Source organism: Symbiopectobacterium purcellii, from assembly GCF_052050035.1.
GTDB classification, from domain to species: domain Bacteria; phylum Pseudomonadota; class Gammaproteobacteria; order Enterobacterales; family Enterobacteriaceae; genus Symbiopectobacterium; species Symbiopectobacterium purcellii_A.
In genome coordinates, this window is sequence record NZ_CP189882.1 from 1,851,811 (window position 1) to 1,869,856 (window position 18,046).

General features: G+C 49.9%; 22 protein-coding genes and 6 pseudogenes. 12 read left to right on the forward strand and 16 right to left on the reverse strand.

Annotated elements, in window-relative coordinates; genetic code table 11:
- Window positions 1–46: 46 nt before the first annotated feature.
- From ACQGXV_RS13620 to ACQGXV_RS13645, 6 genes are all read right to left on the reverse strand, one after another.
- On the reverse strand, window positions 47–805 hold the full coding sequence (locus ACQGXV_RS13620; RefSeq protein ID WP_440866657.1) for an amino acid ABC transporter ATP-binding protein: 759 nt from the start codon (window positions 803–805) through the stop codon (window positions 47–49).
- Window positions 806–812: 7 nt separating this feature from the next.
- The gene (locus tag ACQGXV_RS13625) at window positions 813–1,904 is read right to left on the reverse strand and encodes an amino acid ABC transporter permease (RefSeq protein WP_440866658.1); all 1,092 of its coding nucleotides are present in this window, start codon (window positions 1,902–1,904) and stop codon (window positions 813–815) included.
- Between the two features lie 8 nt (window positions 1,905–1,912).
- A complete protein-coding gene (locus ACQGXV_RS13630; protein WP_440866659.1) occupies window positions 1,913–3,091 on the reverse strand; it encodes an amino acid ABC transporter permease in 1,179 nt (392 codons plus the stop codon).
- An 85-nt stretch (window positions 3,092–3,176) separates the two neighbouring features.
- Window positions 3,177–4,202 carry an amino acid ABC transporter substrate-binding protein gene (locus ACQGXV_RS13635; RefSeq protein ID WP_440866660.1) on the reverse strand — a complete coding sequence of 342 codons (1,026 nt, stop codon included), beginning with the start codon at window positions 4,200–4,202 and terminating at the stop codon, window positions 3,177–3,179.
- A 329-nt stretch (window positions 4,203–4,531) separates the two neighbouring features.
- Window positions 4,532–5,197, reverse strand: coding sequence for an amino acid ABC transporter permease (locus tag ACQGXV_RS13640; RefSeq protein WP_264643795.1), 666 nt, complete (start codon window positions 5,195–5,197; stop codon window positions 4,532–4,534).
- 24 nt (window positions 5,198–5,221) lie between these two features.
- A complete protein-coding gene (locus ACQGXV_RS13645; RefSeq protein WP_440866661.1) occupies window positions 5,222–5,992 on the reverse strand; it encodes an amino acid ABC transporter substrate-binding protein in 771 nt (256 codons plus the stop codon).
- A gap of 655 nt (window positions 5,993–6,647) precedes the next feature.
- Here ACQGXV_RS13645 and ACQGXV_RS13650 point away from each other — a divergent pair.
- Window positions 6,648–7,397 (forward strand): transposase family protein, encoded by a 750-nt coding sequence (locus tag ACQGXV_RS13650; RefSeq protein WP_440866662.1) that lies wholly within the window; start codon window positions 6,648–6,650, stop codon window positions 7,395–7,397.
- A gap of 12 nt (window positions 7,398–7,409) precedes the next feature.
- On the opposite strand, the pseudogene ACQGXV_RS13655 reads toward ACQGXV_RS13650, so the two are convergent.
- Window positions 7,410–8,097 (reverse strand): annotated as a pseudogene (locus ACQGXV_RS13655) (IS91 family transposase).
- Between ACQGXV_RS13655 and ACQGXV_RS13660 the strand changes: the two are divergent.
- Together ACQGXV_RS13660 and ACQGXV_RS13665 are read left to right on the forward strand one after the other, a co-directional pair.
- A complete protein-coding gene (locus ACQGXV_RS13660; protein ID WP_440867866.1) occupies window positions 8,008–8,196 on the forward strand; it encodes a hypothetical protein in 189 nt (62 codons plus the stop codon). The pseudogene ACQGXV_RS13655 and the gene ACQGXV_RS13660 sit on opposite strands and share 90 nt — an antisense overlap.
- A gap of 235 nt (window positions 8,197–8,431) precedes the next feature.
- A pseudogene (locus ACQGXV_RS13665) lies at window positions 8,432–8,656 on the forward strand (transposase); the annotation flags it as partial.
- A 156-nt stretch (window positions 8,657–8,812) separates the two neighbouring features.
- On the opposite strand, the gene ACQGXV_RS13670 reads toward ACQGXV_RS13665, so the two are convergent.
- Both ACQGXV_RS13670 and ACQGXV_RS13675 read right to left on the reverse strand, forming a co-directional pair.
- Window positions 8,813–9,460 (reverse strand): IS630 family transposase, encoded by a 648-nt coding sequence (locus ACQGXV_RS13670; protein ID WP_440867415.1) that lies wholly within the window; start codon window positions 9,458–9,460, stop codon window positions 8,813–8,815.
- Window positions 9,384–9,749: an IS630 transposase-related protein gene (locus ACQGXV_RS13675; protein ID WP_440866663.1), complete on the reverse strand. Its 366-nt coding sequence runs from the start codon at window positions 9,747–9,749 to the stop codon at window positions 9,384–9,386. The genes ACQGXV_RS13670 and ACQGXV_RS13675 overlap by 77 nt, the downstream gene beginning before the upstream one ends.
- Before the next feature lie 36 nt (window positions 9,750–9,785).
- On the opposite strand from ACQGXV_RS13675, the pseudogene ACQGXV_RS13680 reads away from it, so the two are divergent.
- Window positions 9,786–9,920, forward strand: a pseudogene (locus ACQGXV_RS13680) (transposase); the annotation flags it as partial.
- Between the two features lie 57 nt (window positions 9,921–9,977).
- On the opposite strand, the gene ACQGXV_RS13685 reads toward ACQGXV_RS13680, so the two are convergent.
- Window positions 9,978–10,901, reverse strand: coding sequence for an IS5 family transposase (locus ACQGXV_RS13685; RefSeq protein WP_440863224.1), 924 nt, complete (start codon window positions 10,899–10,901; stop codon window positions 9,978–9,980).
- An 81-nt stretch (window positions 10,902–10,982) separates the two neighbouring features.
- Between ACQGXV_RS13685 and ACQGXV_RS13690 the strand changes: the two are divergent.
- Window positions 10,983–11,324 (forward strand): annotated as a pseudogene (locus ACQGXV_RS13690) (transposase); the annotation flags it as partial.
- Between the two features lie 43 nt (window positions 11,325–11,367).
- Here ACQGXV_RS13690 and ACQGXV_RS13695 read toward each other — a convergent pair.
- Complete coding sequence (locus ACQGXV_RS13695; protein ID WP_440862939.1) at window positions 11,368–12,267, reverse strand: transposase family protein; 900 nt, start codon at window positions 12,265–12,267, stop codon at window positions 11,368–11,370.
- Between the two features lie 85 nt (window positions 12,268–12,352).
- On the opposite strand from ACQGXV_RS13695, the gene ACQGXV_RS13700 reads away from it, so the two are divergent.
- The 5 genes from ACQGXV_RS13700 to yghX all read left to right on the forward strand — a co-directional run bounded on the left by ACQGXV_RS13700 (window position 12,353) and on the right by yghX (window position 15,798).
- Window positions 12,353–13,453, forward strand: coding sequence for an IS5 family transposase (locus tag ACQGXV_RS13700; protein ID WP_440867416.1), 1,101 nt, complete (start codon window positions 12,353–12,355; stop codon window positions 13,451–13,453).
- A 94-nt stretch (window positions 13,454–13,547) separates the two neighbouring features.
- Window positions 13,548–13,673, forward strand: coding sequence for a SiaC family regulatory phosphoprotein (locus ACQGXV_RS13705; RefSeq protein WP_440863265.1), 126 nt, complete (start codon window positions 13,548–13,550; stop codon window positions 13,671–13,673).
- 25 nt (window positions 13,674–13,698) lie between these two features.
- Window positions 13,699–14,061 carry a DUF1987 domain-containing protein gene (locus ACQGXV_RS13710; RefSeq protein WP_440867417.1) on the forward strand — a complete coding sequence of 121 codons (363 nt, stop codon included), beginning with the start codon at window positions 13,699–13,701 and terminating at the stop codon, window positions 14,059–14,061.
- A 2-nt stretch (window positions 14,062–14,063) separates the two neighbouring features.
- Window positions 14,064–14,771 carry a GGDEF domain-containing protein gene (locus ACQGXV_RS13715; RefSeq protein ID WP_440863266.1) on the forward strand — a complete coding sequence of 236 codons (708 nt, stop codon included), beginning with the start codon at window positions 14,064–14,066 and terminating at the stop codon, window positions 14,769–14,771.
- Between the two features lie 139 nt (window positions 14,772–14,910).
- The gene (gene yghX / locus ACQGXV_RS13720; protein ID WP_440863267.1) at window positions 14,911–15,798 is read left to right on the forward strand and encodes a YghX family hydrolase; all 888 of its coding nucleotides are present in this window, start codon (window positions 14,911–14,913) and stop codon (window positions 15,796–15,798) included.
- A gap of 78 nt (window positions 15,799–15,876) precedes the next feature.
- Here yghX and ACQGXV_RS13725 read toward each other — a convergent pair whose 3' ends face one another.
- A complete protein-coding gene (locus ACQGXV_RS13725) occupies window positions 15,877–16,023 on the reverse strand; it encodes a hypothetical protein (protein ID WP_440866664.1) in 147 nt (48 codons plus the stop codon).
- A 76-nt stretch (window positions 16,024–16,099) separates the two neighbouring features.
- Here ACQGXV_RS13725 and ACQGXV_RS13730 point away from each other — a divergent pair.
- Window positions 16,100–16,462 (forward strand): annotated as a pseudogene (locus ACQGXV_RS13730) (transposase); the annotation flags it as partial.
- A 27-nt stretch (window positions 16,463–16,489) separates the two neighbouring features.
- On the opposite strand, the gene ACQGXV_RS13735 reads toward ACQGXV_RS13730, so the two are convergent.
- From ACQGXV_RS13735 to ACQGXV_RS13745, 3 genes and pseudogenes are all read right to left on the reverse strand, one after another.
- Window positions 16,490–16,816 (reverse strand): transposase family protein, encoded by a 327-nt coding sequence (locus tag ACQGXV_RS13735; RefSeq protein WP_440866665.1) that lies wholly within the window; start codon window positions 16,814–16,816, stop codon window positions 16,490–16,492.
- On the reverse strand, window positions 16,768–17,280 hold the full coding sequence (locus ACQGXV_RS13740) for a helix-turn-helix domain-containing protein (protein WP_440866666.1): 513 nt from the start codon (window positions 17,278–17,280) through the stop codon (window positions 16,768–16,770). Before ACQGXV_RS13740 ends, ACQGXV_RS13735 begins: the two co-directional genes overlap by 49 nt.
- 84 nt (window positions 17,281–17,364) lie before the next feature.
- Window positions 17,365–17,598: pseudogene (locus ACQGXV_RS13745) on the reverse strand (transposase zinc-binding domain-containing protein); the annotation flags it as partial.
- Between ACQGXV_RS13745 and ACQGXV_RS13750 the strand changes: the two are divergent.
- Window positions 17,534–17,674, forward strand: coding sequence for a hypothetical protein (locus tag ACQGXV_RS13750; RefSeq protein ID WP_440867867.1), 141 nt, complete (start codon window positions 17,534–17,536; stop codon window positions 17,672–17,674). The pseudogene ACQGXV_RS13745 and the gene ACQGXV_RS13750 overlap by 65 nt on opposite strands.
- Before the next feature lie 118 nt (window positions 17,675–17,792).
- Here the strand turns inward: ACQGXV_RS13750 and ACQGXV_RS13755 are convergent, their stop codons facing one another.
- The gene (locus ACQGXV_RS13755; protein ID WP_440867418.1) at window positions 17,793–18,020 is read right to left on the reverse strand and encodes a hypothetical protein; all 228 of its coding nucleotides are present in this window, start codon (window positions 18,018–18,020) and stop codon (window positions 17,793–17,795) included.
- Window positions 18,021–18,046 lie beyond the last annotated feature (26 nt).

An 18,046-nucleotide genomic window follows, 5' to 3' on the forward strand; every position in this document is an offset into this window, starting at 1 on the left:
ACGGCAATAGAATACGGCCCACGCTTGGCGCGGGCCGTAAAAAGGATTAGTACAGGATCTGTGACAGGAACGTGCGTGTACGTTCTGAACGCGGATTGCTGAAGAAGGCTTCCGGTGCGGCCTGTTCCACAATCTCCCCCTGATCCATAAAGATCACCCGGTCGGCTACCGTTTTGGCAAAACCCATTTCGTGCGTTACACACAACATGGTCATGCCGTCTTGCGCCAACCCGAGCATGGTATCCAGCACTTCCTTTACCATTTCCGGATCGAGCGCTGAAGTGGGCTCATCGAACAGCATGATTTTCGGCTTCATGCACAGAGAGCGGGCAATCGCTACGCGCTGCTGCTGTCCACCGGAAAGCTGGCCTGGGAACTTATGGGCATGTGCGGCAATGCGTACACGCTCCAGATAATGCATCGCCAGTTCTTCCGCTTCTTTCTTCGGCATATGGCGTACCCAGCTAGGGGCCAGCGTGCAGTTTTGCAGTACAGTCAGGTGTGGGAACAGGTTAAAGTGCTGAAATACCATTCCCACTTCGGCGCGGATCTTCTCGATATTGCGCAGATCTCCGTCCAATTCGGTACCATCAACCATGATCTTGCCTTGCTGATGTTCTTCCAGGTGGTTGATGCAGCGAATGGTGGTCGATTTTCCAGAGCCCGACGGCCCGCACAACACAATGCGCTCCCCCTGCTTCACGTGCAGGTTGATGTTTTTCAGAACGTGGAATTGGTCATACCACTTGTTCACATTGTCCAGTGTGATCATATAGTTATCAGATTTTAATGCATTCTGGTTCATAAGAGCCTCAATGTGACTTGTGTCCGGTGTTAAAACGTTTTTCCAGATGCTGGCTGTAGCGCGACATGCTGAAACAGAAGATCCAATAGATCATGGCGGCAAAAACATAGCCTTCGGTGGACATCCCCAGCCAAGTCGTGTCAACGGTCGCCTGCTGGATACTACTAAACAGATCGAACAGGCCGATGATGATGACCAGACTGGTGTCCTTGAACAGCGCGATGATGGTATTCACCAGACCTGGAATGACCAGATTCAGTGCCTGAGGCAGGATAACCAGCCCCTGCATGCGCCAGTAGCCCAGCCCTAATGCAGCGGACGCTTCATACTGCCCTTTCGGCAATGCCTGAAGCCCGCCTCTGACCACCTCTGCCACATAGGCTGACTGGAACAAAATGACGCCGACCAGCGCGCGCACCAGTTTATCGATGCTGGTACCTTCAGTGAGAAACAGCGGCAGCATCACCGAGGACATAAACAACACGGTGATCAGCGGCACGCCGCGCCAGAATTCGATAAACACCACGCACAGGATACGTACCACGGGCATGGTTGAACGTCGTCCCAGCGCCAGCAGAATTCCCAACGGTAACGCACCTGCGATACCAATTGCCGCGATGATCAGGGTAAGCGTCAGCCCACCCCACTGGCGCGTTTCTACGCGCGTCAGTCCGCCGAATCTACCATACAGCAGCCACCAGGCCAGTAATGGGTACCACACCGCCCAGATAGCGATATAGCGCCCACGGCGCGGCATGCGACGCCAGAACATCGGCAGGATACTGAGTAGGCCTAAAACCAGCGCAAAGTTGATGCGCCAGATCTCTTCCGCCGGATACAGTCCGTACATGAAGTGGCCGAAGCGTGCCTGAATAAACACCCAGCAAGCGCCGTCGCGGGTGCAGTCAGCGCGAGTTTCACCGACCCAGTTCGCCTGAAGCAGCGTCCAATTGAGTAGCGGGGGCAGAATGTTCCACAGCAACCAGAAGCAGAACAGCGTAAGCAGGCCGTTCGGGACGCTGGAAAACAGGTTCTTTTTGGCCCAGTGCCACAGTGCAAACAGTGGCGCCTGACGGTGTGGTTGTGACAATGTCGTCATAGCGGCCTCTAGCGTTCCACGAGCGCGATTTTGCGGTTATACAGGTTCATCAGCAGGGAGATGATCAGGCTGATAATCAGGTATACCAACATGGTAATAGCAATGGTTTCAATCGCTTGACCGGTCTGGTTGAGCACGGTACCGGCAAACAGGGAAACCATATCCGGATAACCAATCGCTGCAGCGAGCGACGAGTTCTTCACGATATTCAAGTACTGGCTGGTCAACGGCGGAATGATAACGCGCAACGCCTGAGGCAAAATCACCTTACGCAGCGTGATCGGGTTGGGTAACCCCAGGGAGCGAGCGGCCTCATGTTGCCCGTATGACACCGACTGAATGCCGGAACGGATGATCTCTGCGATAAACGCGGAGGTGTAGACTGACAGTGCCAGCGTCAACGCCGCCAGTTCAGGGATCAGTACCATGCCACCCTGGAAGTTAAACCCTTTTAACTGCGGGATATCCCAGTGCAGGGCAGGACCAAACAGCGCGTGGCTCACGCCAAGGAGTACCACCAACAGTGCCAGAACGATAGGCCAGGTGCGGTGATATTGTCCGGTAAGCGTGTGAATCTGTTTATTGCGCCGATACAGAATAATGCCGACCACCAACGGAATGAGCAACGCGAAGAGCGCGCCCAGAGCGCCGGGGCTCCATTCTCCGGCGGGAAGGTACAACCCGCGGTTACTCAGGAACGCAATATCAAGCGTGTTAAGTGCCTGGCGCGGACCGGGAAGGTTGCGCAGCACGGCAAAATACCAGAAGAAGATCTGCAAAATCGGTGGGATATTACGAAACGTTTCGATATAAATCGTGGACAGTTTGCGTAACAACCAGTTATCCGAAAGCCGCGCCAGCCCGAGCATAAAACCCAGCACCGAAGCGAAAACAATACAGAGCGCTGAAACCAACAGCGTGTTGAGCAGCCCTACCAGAAACACGCGGGCATAGGTATCGCCCTGCTGGTAGTCGATAAGGTGCTGGACAATACCGAAGCCTGCGCTGTTATTCAGAAACGCGAAGCCGGAGGTAATACCACGCTGGGCCAGGTTGGTTACGGTGTTGTGCAACAGATAACCCGCCACGGCAATCACAATAACGATGACGAGAAGTTGATACAGCCAGGCGCGCATCGCTGGATTTGATAGTGAAAAATCACGTTTCACGGTTGGGCGTTGTTGCATGCGAGTGCCTCAATAGCAGGAACACGGAAAAAGCGGGAATACCGAGGTGCCGCACACTGGCGCTGCACCCGCTTTCTGTTAGCGATTAACGCACTGCTGGTGCGTACTGGATACCGCCTTTGTTCCACAGCTCATTCAGGCCACGTTTGATTTTCAGCTCGCTGTCCATACCGACATTGCGTTCGAAAATCTCACCGTAGTTACCAACTTGCTTGATGATTTTGAACGCCCAATCGGCAGGCAGTTTCAGATCTTTGCCGTAGTTGCCTTCGTGGCCCAGCAGGTGAGACATGTCCGGCGTGGTCGGCTTGGCGGCCAGCGCGTCAACGTTCTTCGAGGTCACACCCATTTCTTCCGCATTCAACATGGCGAACAGGTTCCAACGTACGATAGAGAACCACTCTTCATCACCGCGACGTACCACCGGTCCCAGCGGCTCCTTGGAGATAACTTCCGGTAATACGATAAATTCAGCCGGTTTGCTCAGCTTGATACGCAGTGCGTACAGTTGAGACTGGTCGGACGCCAGGGTATCGCAGCGGCCAGATTCCAGCGCCTTGGCGCTTTCGTCAGAGCGGTCGAAGGTCACCGGGGTGTATTTCATATTGTGGGTTTTGAAGTAATCCGCCACGTTCAGTTCGGTATCGGTACCGGCCTGAATACAAACGGTCGCACCGTCCAACTCTTTCGCGCTGGTCAGGCCCGCTTTGTTGTGGGTCAGGAAGCCGATGCCATCGTAGTACGTCACGCCAGTAAAGAGCATACCCATCCCGGCATCACGGGAAGAGGTCCAGGTGGTGTTACGCGACAGAATATCAACTTCACCCGATTGCAGTGCGGTGAAACGCTCTTTGGCGGTCAGCGGGGTGTATTTCACTTTGCTGGCATCGCCAAACACAGCGGCAGCCACGCCGCGGCACACGTCTACGTCAATACCGGAGTATTTCCCGCTGGCATCTGCATAGGAGAAGCCAGGCAAGCCGTCACTGATACCACACTGAACAAATCCTTTTTTCTGAATGGCATCCAATGTTGCACCCGCATGGGCTTGATTAATGGCGGCGAAGAGGGATGCGCCGGCAACCAGCGTGGAAAGTAGCATTCTTTTCATAATGATCCTATTTAGCTCAGTCGTTGTGTGTTGCTGTGCGGTAGCAGCCATCCGGCTGCACCATTCCTGTCTGTCGGCACCGTTGTTTTGTCAGACGGTAGCGTGCCGTGACAGGGTTATGCAAAACCGATGCCAATAATTTATTTTTATGATAAATAACAAGAAAATAGAAAAATTGCCGGGCCGCGATAAGGATTATTCGGTTGATGTGCACTTAAATGGCTCTTTGCTGCAAAAGATGCGCTATTTGAGTGCAAAGTGCCCACTTTCGGGTGAAAGAACGGCGCGCGGAAAAGCCACCTGCCCCAAGACGAGGCAGGAAGGCGAAATCAGTGGGGAATGTGGCGTTGGTAGTAGGTTTCGAGCCGGGTTTGCAGCTTGCTCAGTACCGTACTGAACAGCAAATAGATCAGCGCTGCTTCCACATACAGGATCAAGGGTTCGTAAGTGACAGAAACGATACGCTGGGCGGCCAGAAACATCTCCGGCACTGTGATGACGGCGGCGAGCGAGGTGTCTTTGATCAGCGAAATAAAGGTATTGGAGAGTGGCGGGATAGAGACAAAAATTGACTGTGGAATAATCACCCAGCGCAGCGTTTGACGCCGATTCATGCCTAGCGACGCCGCGGCATTCCACTGGCCTTTCGCCACGGAAAGGATCGCCCCGCGCACGATCTCAGAACTGTAAGCACCCACATTGAGCGTGAAGCCAATCAGCGCCGCCGGAAAGGCATCCAGCGTGATGCCCGCATTAGGCAGCCCATAGAAAATTAAAAACAGCTGCACCAGCAACGGCGTGCCGCGAATCACCCACACGTAAAAATCCGCCACCCATTTCAGCGGCTTGGGGCCATAGAGACGGATCAACGCCACCAGAATGCCCAATGCTAACCCGAGCACAAAGGAGAGGATGGCGAGTGGAACGGTAAACTGTAGTCCAGCAGAAAGCAGACTCCAGAAGGAGTCTGCCATAAGTTGTAGCCATGGTGGCATCAATAGTGACCTCGAACGCGACGATTATTGGGAAACATCTTCCCCAAAGTATCGCACCGCTATCGTTTTATAGGTACCGTCCGCTTTGATTTCATCCAACGCTTTATTCAAGGCAGCCACCAATTCCGGTTGGTTTTTGCGTACCAGAATCCCTGAAGGATCACCTTCAGTAGCGGTTGCTGCCACTTTGACCTTGGCATCGGGCTTCTGTTTTTTGAAGTCCAGGTATGACAGATTGTCATTCAACGTCGCTTCTGCCCGACCGCTCAACACCAGTTCCAGCGATTGGTTGAAACCGTCGGTAGGAACAATTTCAGCACCGTGGCTGCTGGCCAGTTTGGAGAAATTGCTGGTCAGGCTTTGTGCCGACTTACGGCCTTTCAGGTCAGCAAAGCTTTTGATGGTATCGTTGTCACTACGCACCACCAGTACCGCTTTGGAATCGATATAGGGTTTGGAGAAATCAAATTTGGTCTGACGCTCTTGCGTGATACCCACCTGGTTAATTACCGCGTCATAGCGTTTTGCGTCCGCGCCGGCAATCAAACCGTCCCAGCGACCTTCCACAAACTCGGCTTTTACCCCCAGTTTTTCAGCAACAGCACGGCCGATATCCACATCGAAGCCCTGAAGTTTTCCTGATTTATCATGGAAAGAGTAGGGCGCATAGGTACCTTCTGTACCGATCTTGAGTACGCCAGCAGCCTTAATGGCGCTGAGGGAGTCTTGTGCCTGTGCGGCGGTACCCGCCATCAACAGTGCGCCAGTGAATGCTGCCAAAGCCAGTGTTTTCATTGCGTTTACCTATCGTGTAGTGGAGAACGTTTTATACCCGTCATACGTCAAGTTGCCGGTGCGTTGGCTGCGCTCGTTATTCGGCCCATTCCTGGGCCTCACCGCTTACGAGGCCGCCGCCAGCGGCGTTCAAAACGTTAACGTTTTGTCCTGCAAAGCGAATTATTTAGGGTAGATAGCGTTCGATGCTAAATAATCTACGACGTAAGCCATAAGGTTCTAAATCACATTCGACGATGATTTAGAACTGAAATGAATATAGCCCAGATGCTGATTTCTGCGTTTTAGCCGTACTTTTTGCGATTGATATAGCGCTTTGAGTGAGGAAAGCGTTAAGCAATGTAAAGTCGCGTCAGGCACCGTGTAATTAGGAATAAAGGAGATATTCGCGCGTGAGGTGTAGTGGTCAACTAAATTTGGCCACCCTACCTGACTGTTGAGAGTCTGTAAAGAATTTTGTGTAAATGGCTCCATTGCTTAACCGTTTGATTTACATCTTCTTTAGTTAGAATGCATTTACAGAGAATGTATTTTGTTAGAACGACAAATCAAATAGTTAGCACAATAAAAAGCATTCCGAGAGGAAAAATTAGTCGTTGAAATTTTATAATGCTTATATAAATCAGTATCTTAAATTATTCAACAAAGCCGTCTCATGGGTGCAGGGCAGAAAGGATTTATCCCAACCCCATTAGATAAACTGCTTTTTATTTTATTGTATTTAAAATGTTATCCGACCTATGATTTGCAAGGACTTCTTTTTGGTTTAGATAGAACACGGGTATGTCGCTGGGTAAAAATATTATTGCCGGTTTTAGAGATGACCTTGGGGCGAGAATGTGTTTTGCCCGCTCGTCAAATTCGCTCTGCTGAGGAATTTTTTCGCGCCTTTCCTGGAGTTAAAGACGTCTTTATTGATGGGACAGAGCGACCTGTCCAAAAGCCTAAGAATCTGCGTCGGCGAAAAAAAATGTATTCGGGAAAGAAAAGACAGACCACTCGAAAAGGGCTTATTATGACTGACGAAACAAGGCAAATTGGATTTATCCCCATGAGCAAAAATGGGCGCCGTCACGATAAACGCTTACTCGATAAAGTCGATATAATTCGCCATATTCCTCCTGAGGTAACCATCTGGGCAGATACCGGTTTTCAAGGTATAGATAAACAGCATCCTAATACACAAATCCCAAAAAAAGGAACTCGAAAAAGACCTTTATCGCCTGAACAAAAACAAGAAAATAAAATAATCTCGGGCATCCGTATTACAGTTGAACACGCCATCGCGGGTATCAAGCGCCTCGGTTGCATGACCCAAATTTTACGGAATCGTAGACCCTTTATTGATGATACCTTCTTACTCCTTAGCGCCGGTCTTTGGAATTTCCATCTCAGAACAGCGTAAAATTTACTTCAATCACCGAAACACCCTTATTTCACTATTAAGCAACACGCTTAGTAATCCCTGACTCAGCGTTGTGTATGTCACTGGCGCTGCTTTTTTCACATTATCCTGCCCCAGGGCTTTTCTCACCAGAGGCAACAGTTTTCCCACTACGCGGTTAGCCAGAAAACCAAAGTAACGCACCATCCGGAAATGCTTCTCCGGTATATGCTTTATCAGCCGCAGTATCAGCTCACGCTGACTGAGCGCCAGGTCTTCATGCCTCCCCGTCCGGTGATCCAGAAAACGCAGGGTGATGCGGCTTCCCCCGTCGTAGTGTGCCAGTCGCGCACCCGACACAGGCAGTTTTTTCAGGTACCGGCCCAGGTACTTTGCTGTCTGCCGGGGATGTTTCGTCGGCTTCGCAAAATACACGTGCCAGTAAATCTCTCCCTGCTCATTTTTCCCCTGGCTGAGGATAAAGCGCTTCCATTCATCATAATCCCGGATGTGAGCCAGCTGCGGCGGCAGAACAAGAGACTCCCATGCAGACAGCAGATACTGGCGTACATTCCATACCCAGCGCGCCCTGACCTTCGGCAGGGCAAACGACAGTTTTTTTCCAGGCACCGTGCTCATTTATGCCGCCGGTGGTCCACGACAGGTGAATATGGCAGTTCCAGTTAAGCTGGCGACCATACGTGTGAAGAGCGCCGAAAATACCGGTGGTCAGGCCCCGCTGCTCTGCAGCGTACAGCAGGTTGTCCGCCGCCAGCGCAAAGAGGCCATTCAGCAACCAGCGGTTGGCTTCAAACAATAAGCGTGTTGCTTAATAGTGAAATAAGGGTGTTTCGGTGATTGAAGTAAATTTTACGCTGTTCTGAGATGGAAATTCCAAAGACCGGCGCTAAGGAGTAAGAAGGTATCATCAATAAAGGGTCTACGATTCCGTAAAATTTGGGTCATGCAACCGAGGCGCTTGATACCCGCGATGGCGAGAGTGTAAAAAGATCTGTGTAAATGGCATTTTGAGGAAAACCTTCAGAGGACAAAAAATGCCTATCAGCAACGAACTTATTGACCAACTGCTTCAGGATTGCCACTCCCCTCAGGAGCTTCTGGGTGAATCAGGCCTACTCAAGGTGCTGACTAAAAGACTGGCGGAACGGGTTCTTCAAGCTGAGATGGAGATACACCTTGGGTATGCTAAGCATGACCCGGCTGGTAATAATTCAGGCAACTCCCGCAATGGCAAGACATCCAAGAGCGTACGTAGGCTTTGTTGAATAATTTAAGATACTGATTTATATAAGCATTATAAAATTTCAACGACTAATTTTTCCTCTCGGAATGCTTTTTATTGTGCTAACTATTTGATTTGTCGTTCTAACAAAATACATTCTCTGTAAATGCATTCTAACTAAAGAAGATGTAAATCAAACGGTTAAATTATTCAACAAAGCCGCGTACGTAGCCAAAATGGGGAGATCGAGCTCGATATTCCGCGCGACCGCAACAGTATAGCCAAGCGACTTAATTTTGATTACACCATATGGACTGAGAACAAACTCTCTGTATCGCAACCCATCTCTCTTTTTTTGCTTTTTGCTTTTTGCTTGTGCCCATTTATGCTCAATTGGGTTAAGATCTGACGAATATGTAGGCAAATACTCCACCATATACCCTGCATCGATGATGACTTGTTGAATATTATGTTTTTTGTGAAAAGTGGCATTGTCCATCATGATTACACTGTTTTTAGGGAGTACTGGGATAAGGACTTGTGTGACCCAGGCATAGAAAACATCGCTGTTAATATTGATATCAAATAATCCGATAGCAAACAGCGTTGTGCCTAATAAAGCGCCGATAACATTTGTTCTTCCCCTAGCTCCCCAGTTCTTCAGGCCAAAACACCGTTGACCTTTTGGGGAATAGCCGTGAGTCCGTGGGGCATCGTGTGAAAAACCACTTTCATCAATAAAAACAATAGGTTTACCTTCTTTTTCATACTGTTGTTTTTTTTGTTGAAATCCCTGCCGGGCGTTTTCGTCGGCTTTCGGATGACGTAGAGTTTTTTTTATAGGTCAATCCCAGCTTTTTAAGCGCTTGCCAAATGGCCTTCTGACAAACGCCAAAACGCTCTGCACGTTCTTTTTGGTAAGCATCTGGATATTGTTCAACATCTTTTATCAACTCGGATTTATCGATCTTTCGCTGACGCGTGGTCGATGCTTTTGACTCTATTTGATTAATCCAACGCGATACAGAGGCAGGGCCAATCCGAAATAGCTTCGCTGTTTCTCGGATACTCAACCCTTCGTTTTTCCGTGTAGATATCACTTTACGTCTAAAATCAATTGAATAGCTCATTTAAATAATGTAATCAAAATTAAGTCGTTTAGCTATACCTTCGAGCCGACACTGATCGGTAAGCACGAAAAGCAGCTTAACGGCTTCGATGACCGCATTATTTCTCTCTATTCCAGAGGGCTATCAACCCGTGATATTCAGGCTCACTTTAAAGAAGTCTACGGGGTCGATGGGCTTTGTTGAATAAATCAGAATTAGCCGACAGGATGACTCCCTCTGCTACACCTGTTATCCTATCCTGACGCTGTGTGGCATACCCAACAACGTCATACGGTTCAGCGCTTTGACCATCGCTATGGCTTCACCTACTTGAGCCTCATAGTCACGCAGGCTCAGATGGCCACCCAGCAAAGTTTTTATGCGGAACATCGCTGTTTCTGCCACTGAACGCCGGTGATAACCCACTTTCTTTTTCCACATATCATTACTCCCGCTCAGACGCTGATTCGCCACCGCATGGTTACGTTCATGGTACTTGTCCGGCCAGTATTTGGCTCCGCTTCGCGGCGGGATAAGGGGCCTGATTTTCTTTCTTAGCAACGCATCGTGGCAGTAACGGGCGTCATAAGCACCGTCTGCTGACACTTCCCTGATTTTTCGGTGGGTTTGGTTAATCAGGCCCGGCAGTGCCTGCGCATCTGTCGTTCCGCTGAGCGATAAGTCGGCACAGATAATCTCATGCGTCGCACTGTCTGCTGCCAGATGAAGCTTGCGCCACACTCTTCGTCTGTCAGCCCCATGCTGCCTGACTTTCCATTCACCTTCGCCAAAGACCTTCAGACCGGTACTGTCGATGACCAGATGCGAGATTTCACCACGCGTTGGCGTTTTTATGCTGATACTGACGGTTTTTGCCCGCCGACTGACCAGAGAGTAGTCCGGGCAGCGCAGTGGCAGGCTCATCAGTGTAAAAACCGAGTCGACAAAGCCCTGTAATGCCCGGAGCGACAGGTTAAACACGCGCTTTATCATCAAAACCGTGGTAACAGCCATATCGGTGTAGTAAAGCGGCCGACCACGACCTTCAGGCGAAGCACTGTCAGTCCATGCAGCGATGGCCGACTCATCAAGCCAGACCGTCAGGGAGCCGCGTTGTCTGAGTGCTTTGTTGTAGGTGGGCCAGTTGGTGATTTTAAACTTTTGCTTTGCCATGGGGAGCTGCTATCGGGAGCGATGATAGTGCTTTGATCCGGCGATCCCCTGAAAGTTCGATTTATTCAACAAAGCCGGGTCGATGTTTCCGCTGGCTTCATTTCTCAAGTGACCAATGCCGCGATGGATGACGTTAAGCGCTGGCAGCAACGGCCGCTGGATGCGTTTTATCCCATTGTTTACCTTGACTGTATTGTGGTCAAAAGCCAGGACGGCGGAGCCGTGACCAACAAGTCTGTTTACTTGGCTCTAGGCATCAACGGCCAGGGCGAAAAAGAGCTGCTGGGGCTATGGATAGGCAAAACCGAGGGGGCCAAGTTCTGGTTATCTGTAATGACAGAACTGAAAAATCGTGGGCTACAGGACATCTTCATCGCCTGCTGCGATGGCCTGAAGGGCTTTTCTGATGCCATTAAGCGTGTTGCTTAATAGTGAAATAAGGGTGTTTCGGTGATTGAAGTAAATTTTACGCTGTTCTGAGATGGAAATTCCAAAGACCGGCGCTAAGGAGTAAGAAGGTATCATCAATAAAGGGTCTACGATTCCGTAAAATTTGGGTCATGCAACCGAGGCGCTTGATACCCGCGATGGCGTGTTCAACTGTAATACGGATGCCCGAGATTATTTTATTTTCTTGTTTTTGTTCAGGCGATAAAGGTCTTTTTCGAGTTCCTTTTTTTGGGATTTGTGTATTAGGATGCTGTTTATCTATACCTTGAAAACCGGTATCTGCCCAGATGGTTACCTCAGGAGGAATATGGCGAATTATATCGACTTTATCGAGTAAGCGTTTATCGTGACGGCGCCCATTTTTGCTCATGGGGATAAATCCAATTTGCCTTGTTTCGTCAGTCATAATAAGCCCTTTTCGAGTGGTCTGTCTTTTCTTTCCCGAATACATTTTTTTTCGCCGACGCAGATTCTTAGGCTTTTGGACAGGTCGCTCTGTCCCATCAATAAAGACGTCTTTAACTCCAGGAAAGGCGCGAAAAAATTCCTCAGCAGAGCGAATTTGACGAGCGGGCAAAACACATTCTCGCCCCAAGGTCATCTCTAAAACCGGCAATAATATTTTTACCCAGCGACATACCCGTGTTCTATCTAAACCAAAAAGAAGTCCTTGCAAATCATAGGTCGGATAACATTTTAAATACAATAAAATAAAAAGCAGTTTATCTAATGGGGTTGGGATAAATCCTTTCTGCCCTGCACCCATCTGCCGCTCGTGATCTTTTCGATTCTTTTTCCGATAAATCAAATAACAAGCTGAAAATTCAGCGGCTAAATTTTTCAATTCTTCGACTGATAATCCAATGATTGCTTTACATAAACGATTATCTCGTAACAACCGCTCTTTGTTGATCATTTCAAACCTTTATTCTCTAAGTTAAACCTCTTTTTATTCTCAATAGCCTGACAAAAAATGCAAGTCTCTATTCAGCAACTAGTTTATTGAAGCTGTTTACCCGCATACGCGGGTACAGCTCTGCATCGTGCATCAGGTGCGGAACTCGCTGCGCTACGTCGGCTGGAAAGAGCGTAAAGCCGTTGCTGCTGACCTCCGCACTATCTATATAGCCAACCGACTTAAAAATGATTACATCCTATGCCGTGATATGCGGCAAAGAAGCATAGCTGGCTGTTATCAAAATAATGTCGCTTGGCTATACAACAAAGCACTCAGACAACGCGGCTCCCTGACGGTCTGGCTTGATGAGTCCGCCATCGCTGCATGGACTGACAGTTCTTCGCCTGAAGGTCGTGGTCGGCCGCTTTACTACACCGATATGGCTGTTACCACGGTTTTGATGATAAAGCGCGTGTTTAACCTGTCGCTCCGGGCATTACAGGGCTTTGTCGACTCGGTTTTTACACTGATGAGCCTGCCACTGCGCTGCCCGGACTACTCTCTGGTCAGTCGGCGGGCAAAAACCGTCAGTATCAGCATAAAAACGCCAACGCGTGGTGAAATCTCGCATCTGGTCATCGACAGTACCGGTCTGAAGGTCTTTGGCGAAGGTGAATGGAAAGTCAGGCAGCATGGGGCTGACAGACGAAGAGTGTGGCGCAAGCTTCATCTGGCAGCAGACAGTGCGACGCATGAGATTATCTGTGCCGACTTATCGCTCAGCGGAACGACAGATGCGCAGGCACTGCCGGGCCTGATTAACCAAACCCACCGAAAAATCAGGGAAGTGTCAGCAGACGGTGCTTATGACGCCCGTTACTGCCACGATGCGTTGCTAAGAAAGAAAATCAGGCCCCTTATCCCGCCGCGAAGCGGAGCCAAATACTGGCCGGACAAGTACCATGAACGTAACCATGCGGTGGCGAATCAGCGTCTGAGCGGGAGTAATGATATGTGGAAAAAGAAAGTGGGTTATCACCGGCGTTCAGTGGCAGAAACAGCGATGTTCCGCATAAAAACTTTGCTGGGTGGCCATCTGAGCCTGCGTGACTATGAGGCTCAAGTAGGTGAAGCCATAGCGATGGTCAAAGCGCTGAACCGTATGACGTTGTTGGGTATGCCACACAGCGTCAGGATAGGATAACAGGTGTAGCAGAGGGAGTCATCCTGTCGGCTAATTCTGATTTATTCAACAAAGCCGCGATCATCTGAAATGATAAATATAACTCGCATCGATAATGTTCATCTCGCCGGGACAGCATCCACCCCCCAGCGTTGATTTTTATTTCGACACACATAGGTTATCCCTTTCCTGCGAATCTTACCCAGAGAACGCCGCCGCGTTTTATAGCCAACCGACTTAAAAATGATTACATCCTATGCCCTGATATGCGGCAAAGAAGCATAGCTGGCTGTTATCAAAATAATGTCGCTTGGCTATATCAAAATAATGTCGCTTGGCTATACCGGCCGCTGATCGAGAAGGTGGAAGCCTATCTTGCCGAGCTATCGCACCGCGATGACGCGTCCGCAACCGAAATCGAAGTGCATATTTCGCTGAGCTATTTCAACAGTTCCAGCACCAAGATGCTTTTCAGCCTGCTCAATATCCTGCACCTGGCGGCGCAGGACGCGTTCACCATCGCTCTGCACTGGTATCACGATTGTGAGGATGATATCGCGCAAGAGTTTGGCGAAGAGTTGCATATCGACTTCCCCGCGTTGGATTTTCACAGCCATATCATGGAGTAATCATGAGCACCTTTGAGCTGTTCACCCCGGAATATGACATCCTGCTCGCCGCGCGCAACGTGGCGGCTCAGCCTGACCGCCCCGCGGAAGTCTACCGGGATAGCCTGCTGGCACTGACCGAGCACTATCATCGTCTGGTGCGTGAATCCCACCGGCTAATCTCACGCAGCGATCGGGCGGAGCGCGAATTGACGCGCTTAAACCATCAGCTCCATCAGTTGGCCGATGAACTGGCTTACAAAGCGACACACGATCCGCTCACGGACGTCTACAACCGTGGTGCCATTATCGACATCATCAGTACGGTGCTCACCCAACGCCAGGCGTCGCTGATTGTGTTGGATATCGACCACTTCAAGCGGGTGAACGACAACTTTGGTCACCCCACTGGCGATGCGGTGATCTGCGATTTGATTACCCGCGTGCGTCACGCATTGGGCGGTGTCGGCAGCATTGGGCGCGTGGGTGGGGAAGAGTTCACGATTTTGCTGGATAACGTTGCCCTGCAACAGGCCGTCCTGTATGCACAGCGCATTCATGCCTACCTGAACCGTTCAAACCTGGCCGCGTTGCCCGCGTATCCGGTGACAGCCAGCTTTGGCGTCAGTTGGGCCCCGGCAACTACGGGATTTGATACGCTGTACAACGCCGCCGATGCCGCGCTGTATAAAGCCAAACAGCAAGGGCGTAATCGTGTAATGTTTCGCTGAGTCGGTACCTACGTTCTCCAACGTAAAAAAAGGTAAAAATGGCGAGAAACGCCAGAGCGCATTAGCGCGGCGTTGAGTCACTTTTGCTACAGTGATGAGAGCCCGTGTTGGATGGGTTGCCAAAGGAGAGCGTATCGCCATGCCACGTCTTACTGCACAAGATTTCCAACCTGAACTGCTCGAACTGTATGACTACTACGCGCATGGGAAACTCACCAAGCGAGAGTTTCTGGAGCGCGCGGGTAAATATGCAGTGGGCGGCCTGACCGCCATGACCCTGCTGTCGCTACTTAGCCCCAACTACGCCCTGGCACAACAGGTCGAGTTCACGGACCCGGATATCCTCCCTGAATACATCACCTATCCGTCACCCAATGGGCACGGCAGCGTGCGCGGTTATCTGGTGAAACCCGCCAACCTGACCGGCCCAGTGCCTGCGGTGGTGGTGGTGCACGAAAACCGCGGCCTCAATCCCTATATCGAAGACGTTGCACGACGGCTGGCAAAAGCCGGTTTTATCGCGCTGGCCCCTGACGGGCTCAGCAGCGTCGGCGGTTATCCCGGCAATGACGAAAAAGGGCGGGAACTGCAACAGAAGGTCGATCCCACTAAGCTGATGAACGACTTTTTCGCCGCTATCGAATTTATGCTCAAGCACCCGGACAGCACCGGTAAAGTAGGCATCACTGGATTCTGCTACGGCGGCGGCGTCGCCAATGCGGCGGCAGTGGCCTACCCGGAGCTGGCAGCCGCGGTGCCTTTCTATGGCCGACAGCCTAAACCGGAAGACGTTGAGCGCATAAAGGCTCCGCTGCTGATCCACTACGCCGAACGCGATGAGCGTATTAACGAAGGGTGGCCCACCTACGAAAACGCGCTGATTGCCGGAAAAAAGGTGTATCAGGCGCACATTTACCCCAACACCAACCACGGCTTTCACAATGACTCCACCCCGCGCTATGACAAAGCGGCCGCCGATCTGGCCTGGGAACGCACCCTGGCATGGTTCCGGCGCTATCTGGTCTAGCATATGCTCAGGATAAACCATGGCCCCATTCCCACTCGAAACGCAACAAAGTGACCCACTTGCCAGAGTCGGATAAAATCACCGTTCTGGCCATACTGGAGAGCCTGTTGCATGCAGGGAAAACATCTGACTCAGAAATAACGGTTCTACATCGAAAAGCGGCGTGGTGAAGGTGTCAACCAAGCTATAGCCAAGCGACATTATTTTGATATAGCCAAGCGACATTATTTTGATAACAGCCAGCTATGCTTCTTTGCCGCATATCAGGGCATAGGATGTAATCATTTTTAAGTCGGTTGGCTATAGTTCCGCAACGCTAGAGGGCGCTGAAGAGGCCCTGGATGCCTTCGCGGACAAATGGGATGAGCAGTTCCCGACGATCAGCCCATCGTGGAGAAATAATTGGGAACGTCTCATCGTCATTTTTGATTTTCCGCCGGAGATCCGCAAGGTTATCTACACCACCAACGCGATAGAGTCGTTAAATGCTTCATTGCGCAAGATAACGAAAACGCGACGAATATTTCCAACGGATGACTCGGTGCTAAAATTATTCTATCTAGCCTTGCATAATATCTCGGCTAAATGGACCCTACCAATCAGAGACTGGAAACCGGCTATGAGCCAATTCATGTTGATGTATGGAGATCGGATTTCCGGTTAAGCGATGGAGCCATTTACACGAAATTCTTTACAGACTCGCGATGGCGTGTTCAACTGTAATACGGATGCCCGAGATTATTTTATTTTCTTGTTTTTGTTCAGGCGATAAAGGTCTTTTTCGAGTTCCTTTTTTTGGGATTTGTGTATTAGGATGCTGTTTATCTATACCTTGAAAACCGGTATCTGCCCAGATGGTTACCTCAGGAGGAATATGGCGAATTATATCGACTTTATCGAGTAAGCGTTTATCGTGACGGCGCCCATTTTTGCTCATGGGGATAAATCCAATTTGCCTTTTTTCGTCAGTCATAATAAGCCCTTTTCGAGTGGTCTGTCTTTTCTTTCCCGAATACATTTTTTTCGCCGACGCAGATTCTTAGGCTTTTGGACAGGTCGCTCTGTCCCATCAATAAAGACGTCTTTAACTCCAGGAAAGGCGCGAAAAAATTCCTCAGCAGAGCGAATTTGACGAGCGGGCAAAACACATTCTCGCCCCAAGGTCATCTCTAAAACCGGCAATAATATTTTTACCCAGCGACATACCCGTGTTCTATCTAAACCAAAAGGAAGTCCTTGCAAATCATAGGTCGGATAACATTTTAAATACAATAAAATAAAAAGCAGTTTATCTAATGGGGTTGGGATAAATCCTTTCTGCCCTGCACCCATCTGCCGCTCGTGATCTTTTCGATTCTTTTTCCGATAAATCAAATAACAAGCTGAAAATTCAGCGGCTAAATTTTTCAATTCTTCGACTGATAATCCAATGATTGCTTTACATAAACGATTATCTCGTAACAACCGCTCTTTGTTGATCATTTCAAACCTTTATTCTCTAAGTTAAACCTCTTTTTATTCTCAATAGCCTGACAAAAAATGCAAGTCTCTATTCAGCAACTAGTTTAATGGCCACAGGGTATCCGGCATCGTGAATGTGCCGTGCTGGCACGGCGTATCCGGCAGGCGGGCCATCATGGTGGCAATCCACAGGTCGGTGGCCTTTTTGCCGCAGGTCGGACATCCGCGTCCGTGGCAGCTCTGATGGATGTAACGGTGGTGAGTGCAGTCGGGGTTGCTGCAGCGAAATTCCCGGCTGCCCGTCAGTGGGGTGCCGCAGGCCAGCATCTTTGTTATAGCCAAGCGACATTATTTTGATAACAGCCAGCTATGCTTCTTTGCCGCATATCAGGGCATAGGATGTAATCATTTTTAAGTCGGTTGGCTATACAACCTCAATCTCTACAGGCCGGAGCGGGTATGCCTCCATGATGTCAGCCCATGCCCTGTTGCGCTGAAACAGCGTCTTCATGGGGCGGGGCTGTATGCCGGTATCATCCGTGCGGGTCATCGGAGAGCATCTCCGCTTCGGTTTCGTACAGGTCAAACCGGCGACAGGTATGGCAGAAGGCAACGTAGTGGTACGGAGAATCAGGGAATTCACTGTAGAAGGTGGTCCAGAACCACTCTGTGCAGTCAGGATCGTTGTCAACGAAAAGGCGGAATTGCTGGTAAGGGAGGTTGCCCTGTCGGACCACCGTTTTGAAAATCTGCTTAACCATTTTTGTATAGCCAAGCGACTTAATTT

Bases quoted from the DNA above. Each gene is read 5' to 3' on its own strand.
- ACQGXV_RS13620 (WP_440866657.1), bottom strand. From the start codon at position 805: ATGAACCAGAATGCATTAAAATCTGATAACTATATGATCACACTGGAC.
- ACQGXV_RS13740 (WP_440866666.1), bottom strand. From the start codon at position 17,280: ATGATCAACAAAGAGCGGTTGTTACGAGATAATCGTTTATGTAAAGCA.
- ACQGXV_RS13685 (WP_440863224.1), bottom strand. From the start codon at position 10,901: ATGGCAAAGCAAAAGTTTAAAATCACCAACTGGCCCACCTACAACAAA.
- ACQGXV_RS13705 (WP_440863265.1), top strand. From the start codon at position 13,548: ATGTTCATCTCGCCGGGACAGCATCCACCCCCCAGCGTTGATTTTTAT.
- ACQGXV_RS13725 (WP_440866664.1), bottom strand. From the start codon at position 16,023: ATGTCGCTTGGCTATATCAAAATAATGTCGCTTGGCTATAGCTTGGTT.
- ACQGXV_RS13675 (WP_440866663.1), bottom strand. From the start codon at position 9,749: ATGAGCTATTCAATTGATTTTAGACGTAAAGTGATATCTACACGGAAA.
- ACQGXV_RS13735 (WP_440866665.1), bottom strand. From the start codon at position 16,816: ATGTATTCGGGAAAGAAAAGACAGACCACTCGAAAAGGGCTTATTATG.
- ACQGXV_RS13630 (WP_440866659.1), bottom strand. From the start codon at position 3,091: ATGCAACAACGCCCAACCGTGAAACGTGATTTTTCACTATCAAATCCA.
- ACQGXV_RS13755 (WP_440867418.1), bottom strand. From the start codon at position 18,020: ATGGTTAAGCAGATTTTCAAAACGGTGGTCCGACAGGGCAACCTCCCT.
- ACQGXV_RS13625 (WP_440866658.1), bottom strand. From the start codon at position 1,904: ATGACGACATTGTCACAACCACACCGTCAGGCGCCACTGTTTGCACTG.
- ACQGXV_RS13715 (WP_440863266.1), top strand. From the start codon at position 14,064: ATGAGCACCTTTGAGCTGTTCACCCCGGAATATGACATCCTGCTCGCC.
- yghX (WP_440863267.1), top strand. From the start codon at position 14,911: ATGCCACGTCTTACTGCACAAGATTTCCAACCTGAACTGCTCGAACTG.
- ACQGXV_RS13640 (WP_264643795.1), bottom strand. From the start codon at position 5,197: ATGCCACCATGGCTACAACTTATGGCAGACTCCTTCTGGAGTCTGCTT.
- ACQGXV_RS13650 (WP_440866662.1), top strand. From the start codon at position 6,648: ATGGGTGCAGGGCAGAAAGGATTTATCCCAACCCCATTAGATAAACTG.
- ACQGXV_RS13695 (WP_440862939.1), bottom strand. From the start codon at position 12,267: ATGATCAACAAAGAGCGGTTGTTACGAGATAATCGTTTATGTAAAGCA.
- ACQGXV_RS13710 (WP_440867417.1), top strand. From the start codon at position 13,699: ATGCGGCAAAGAAGCATAGCTGGCTGTTATCAAAATAATGTCGCTTGG.
- ACQGXV_RS13635 (WP_440866660.1), bottom strand. From the start codon at position 4,202: ATGAAAAGAATGCTACTTTCCACGCTGGTTGCCGGCGCATCCCTCTTC.
- ACQGXV_RS13645 (WP_440866661.1), bottom strand. From the start codon at position 5,992: ATGAAAACACTGGCTTTGGCAGCATTCACTGGCGCACTGTTGATGGCG.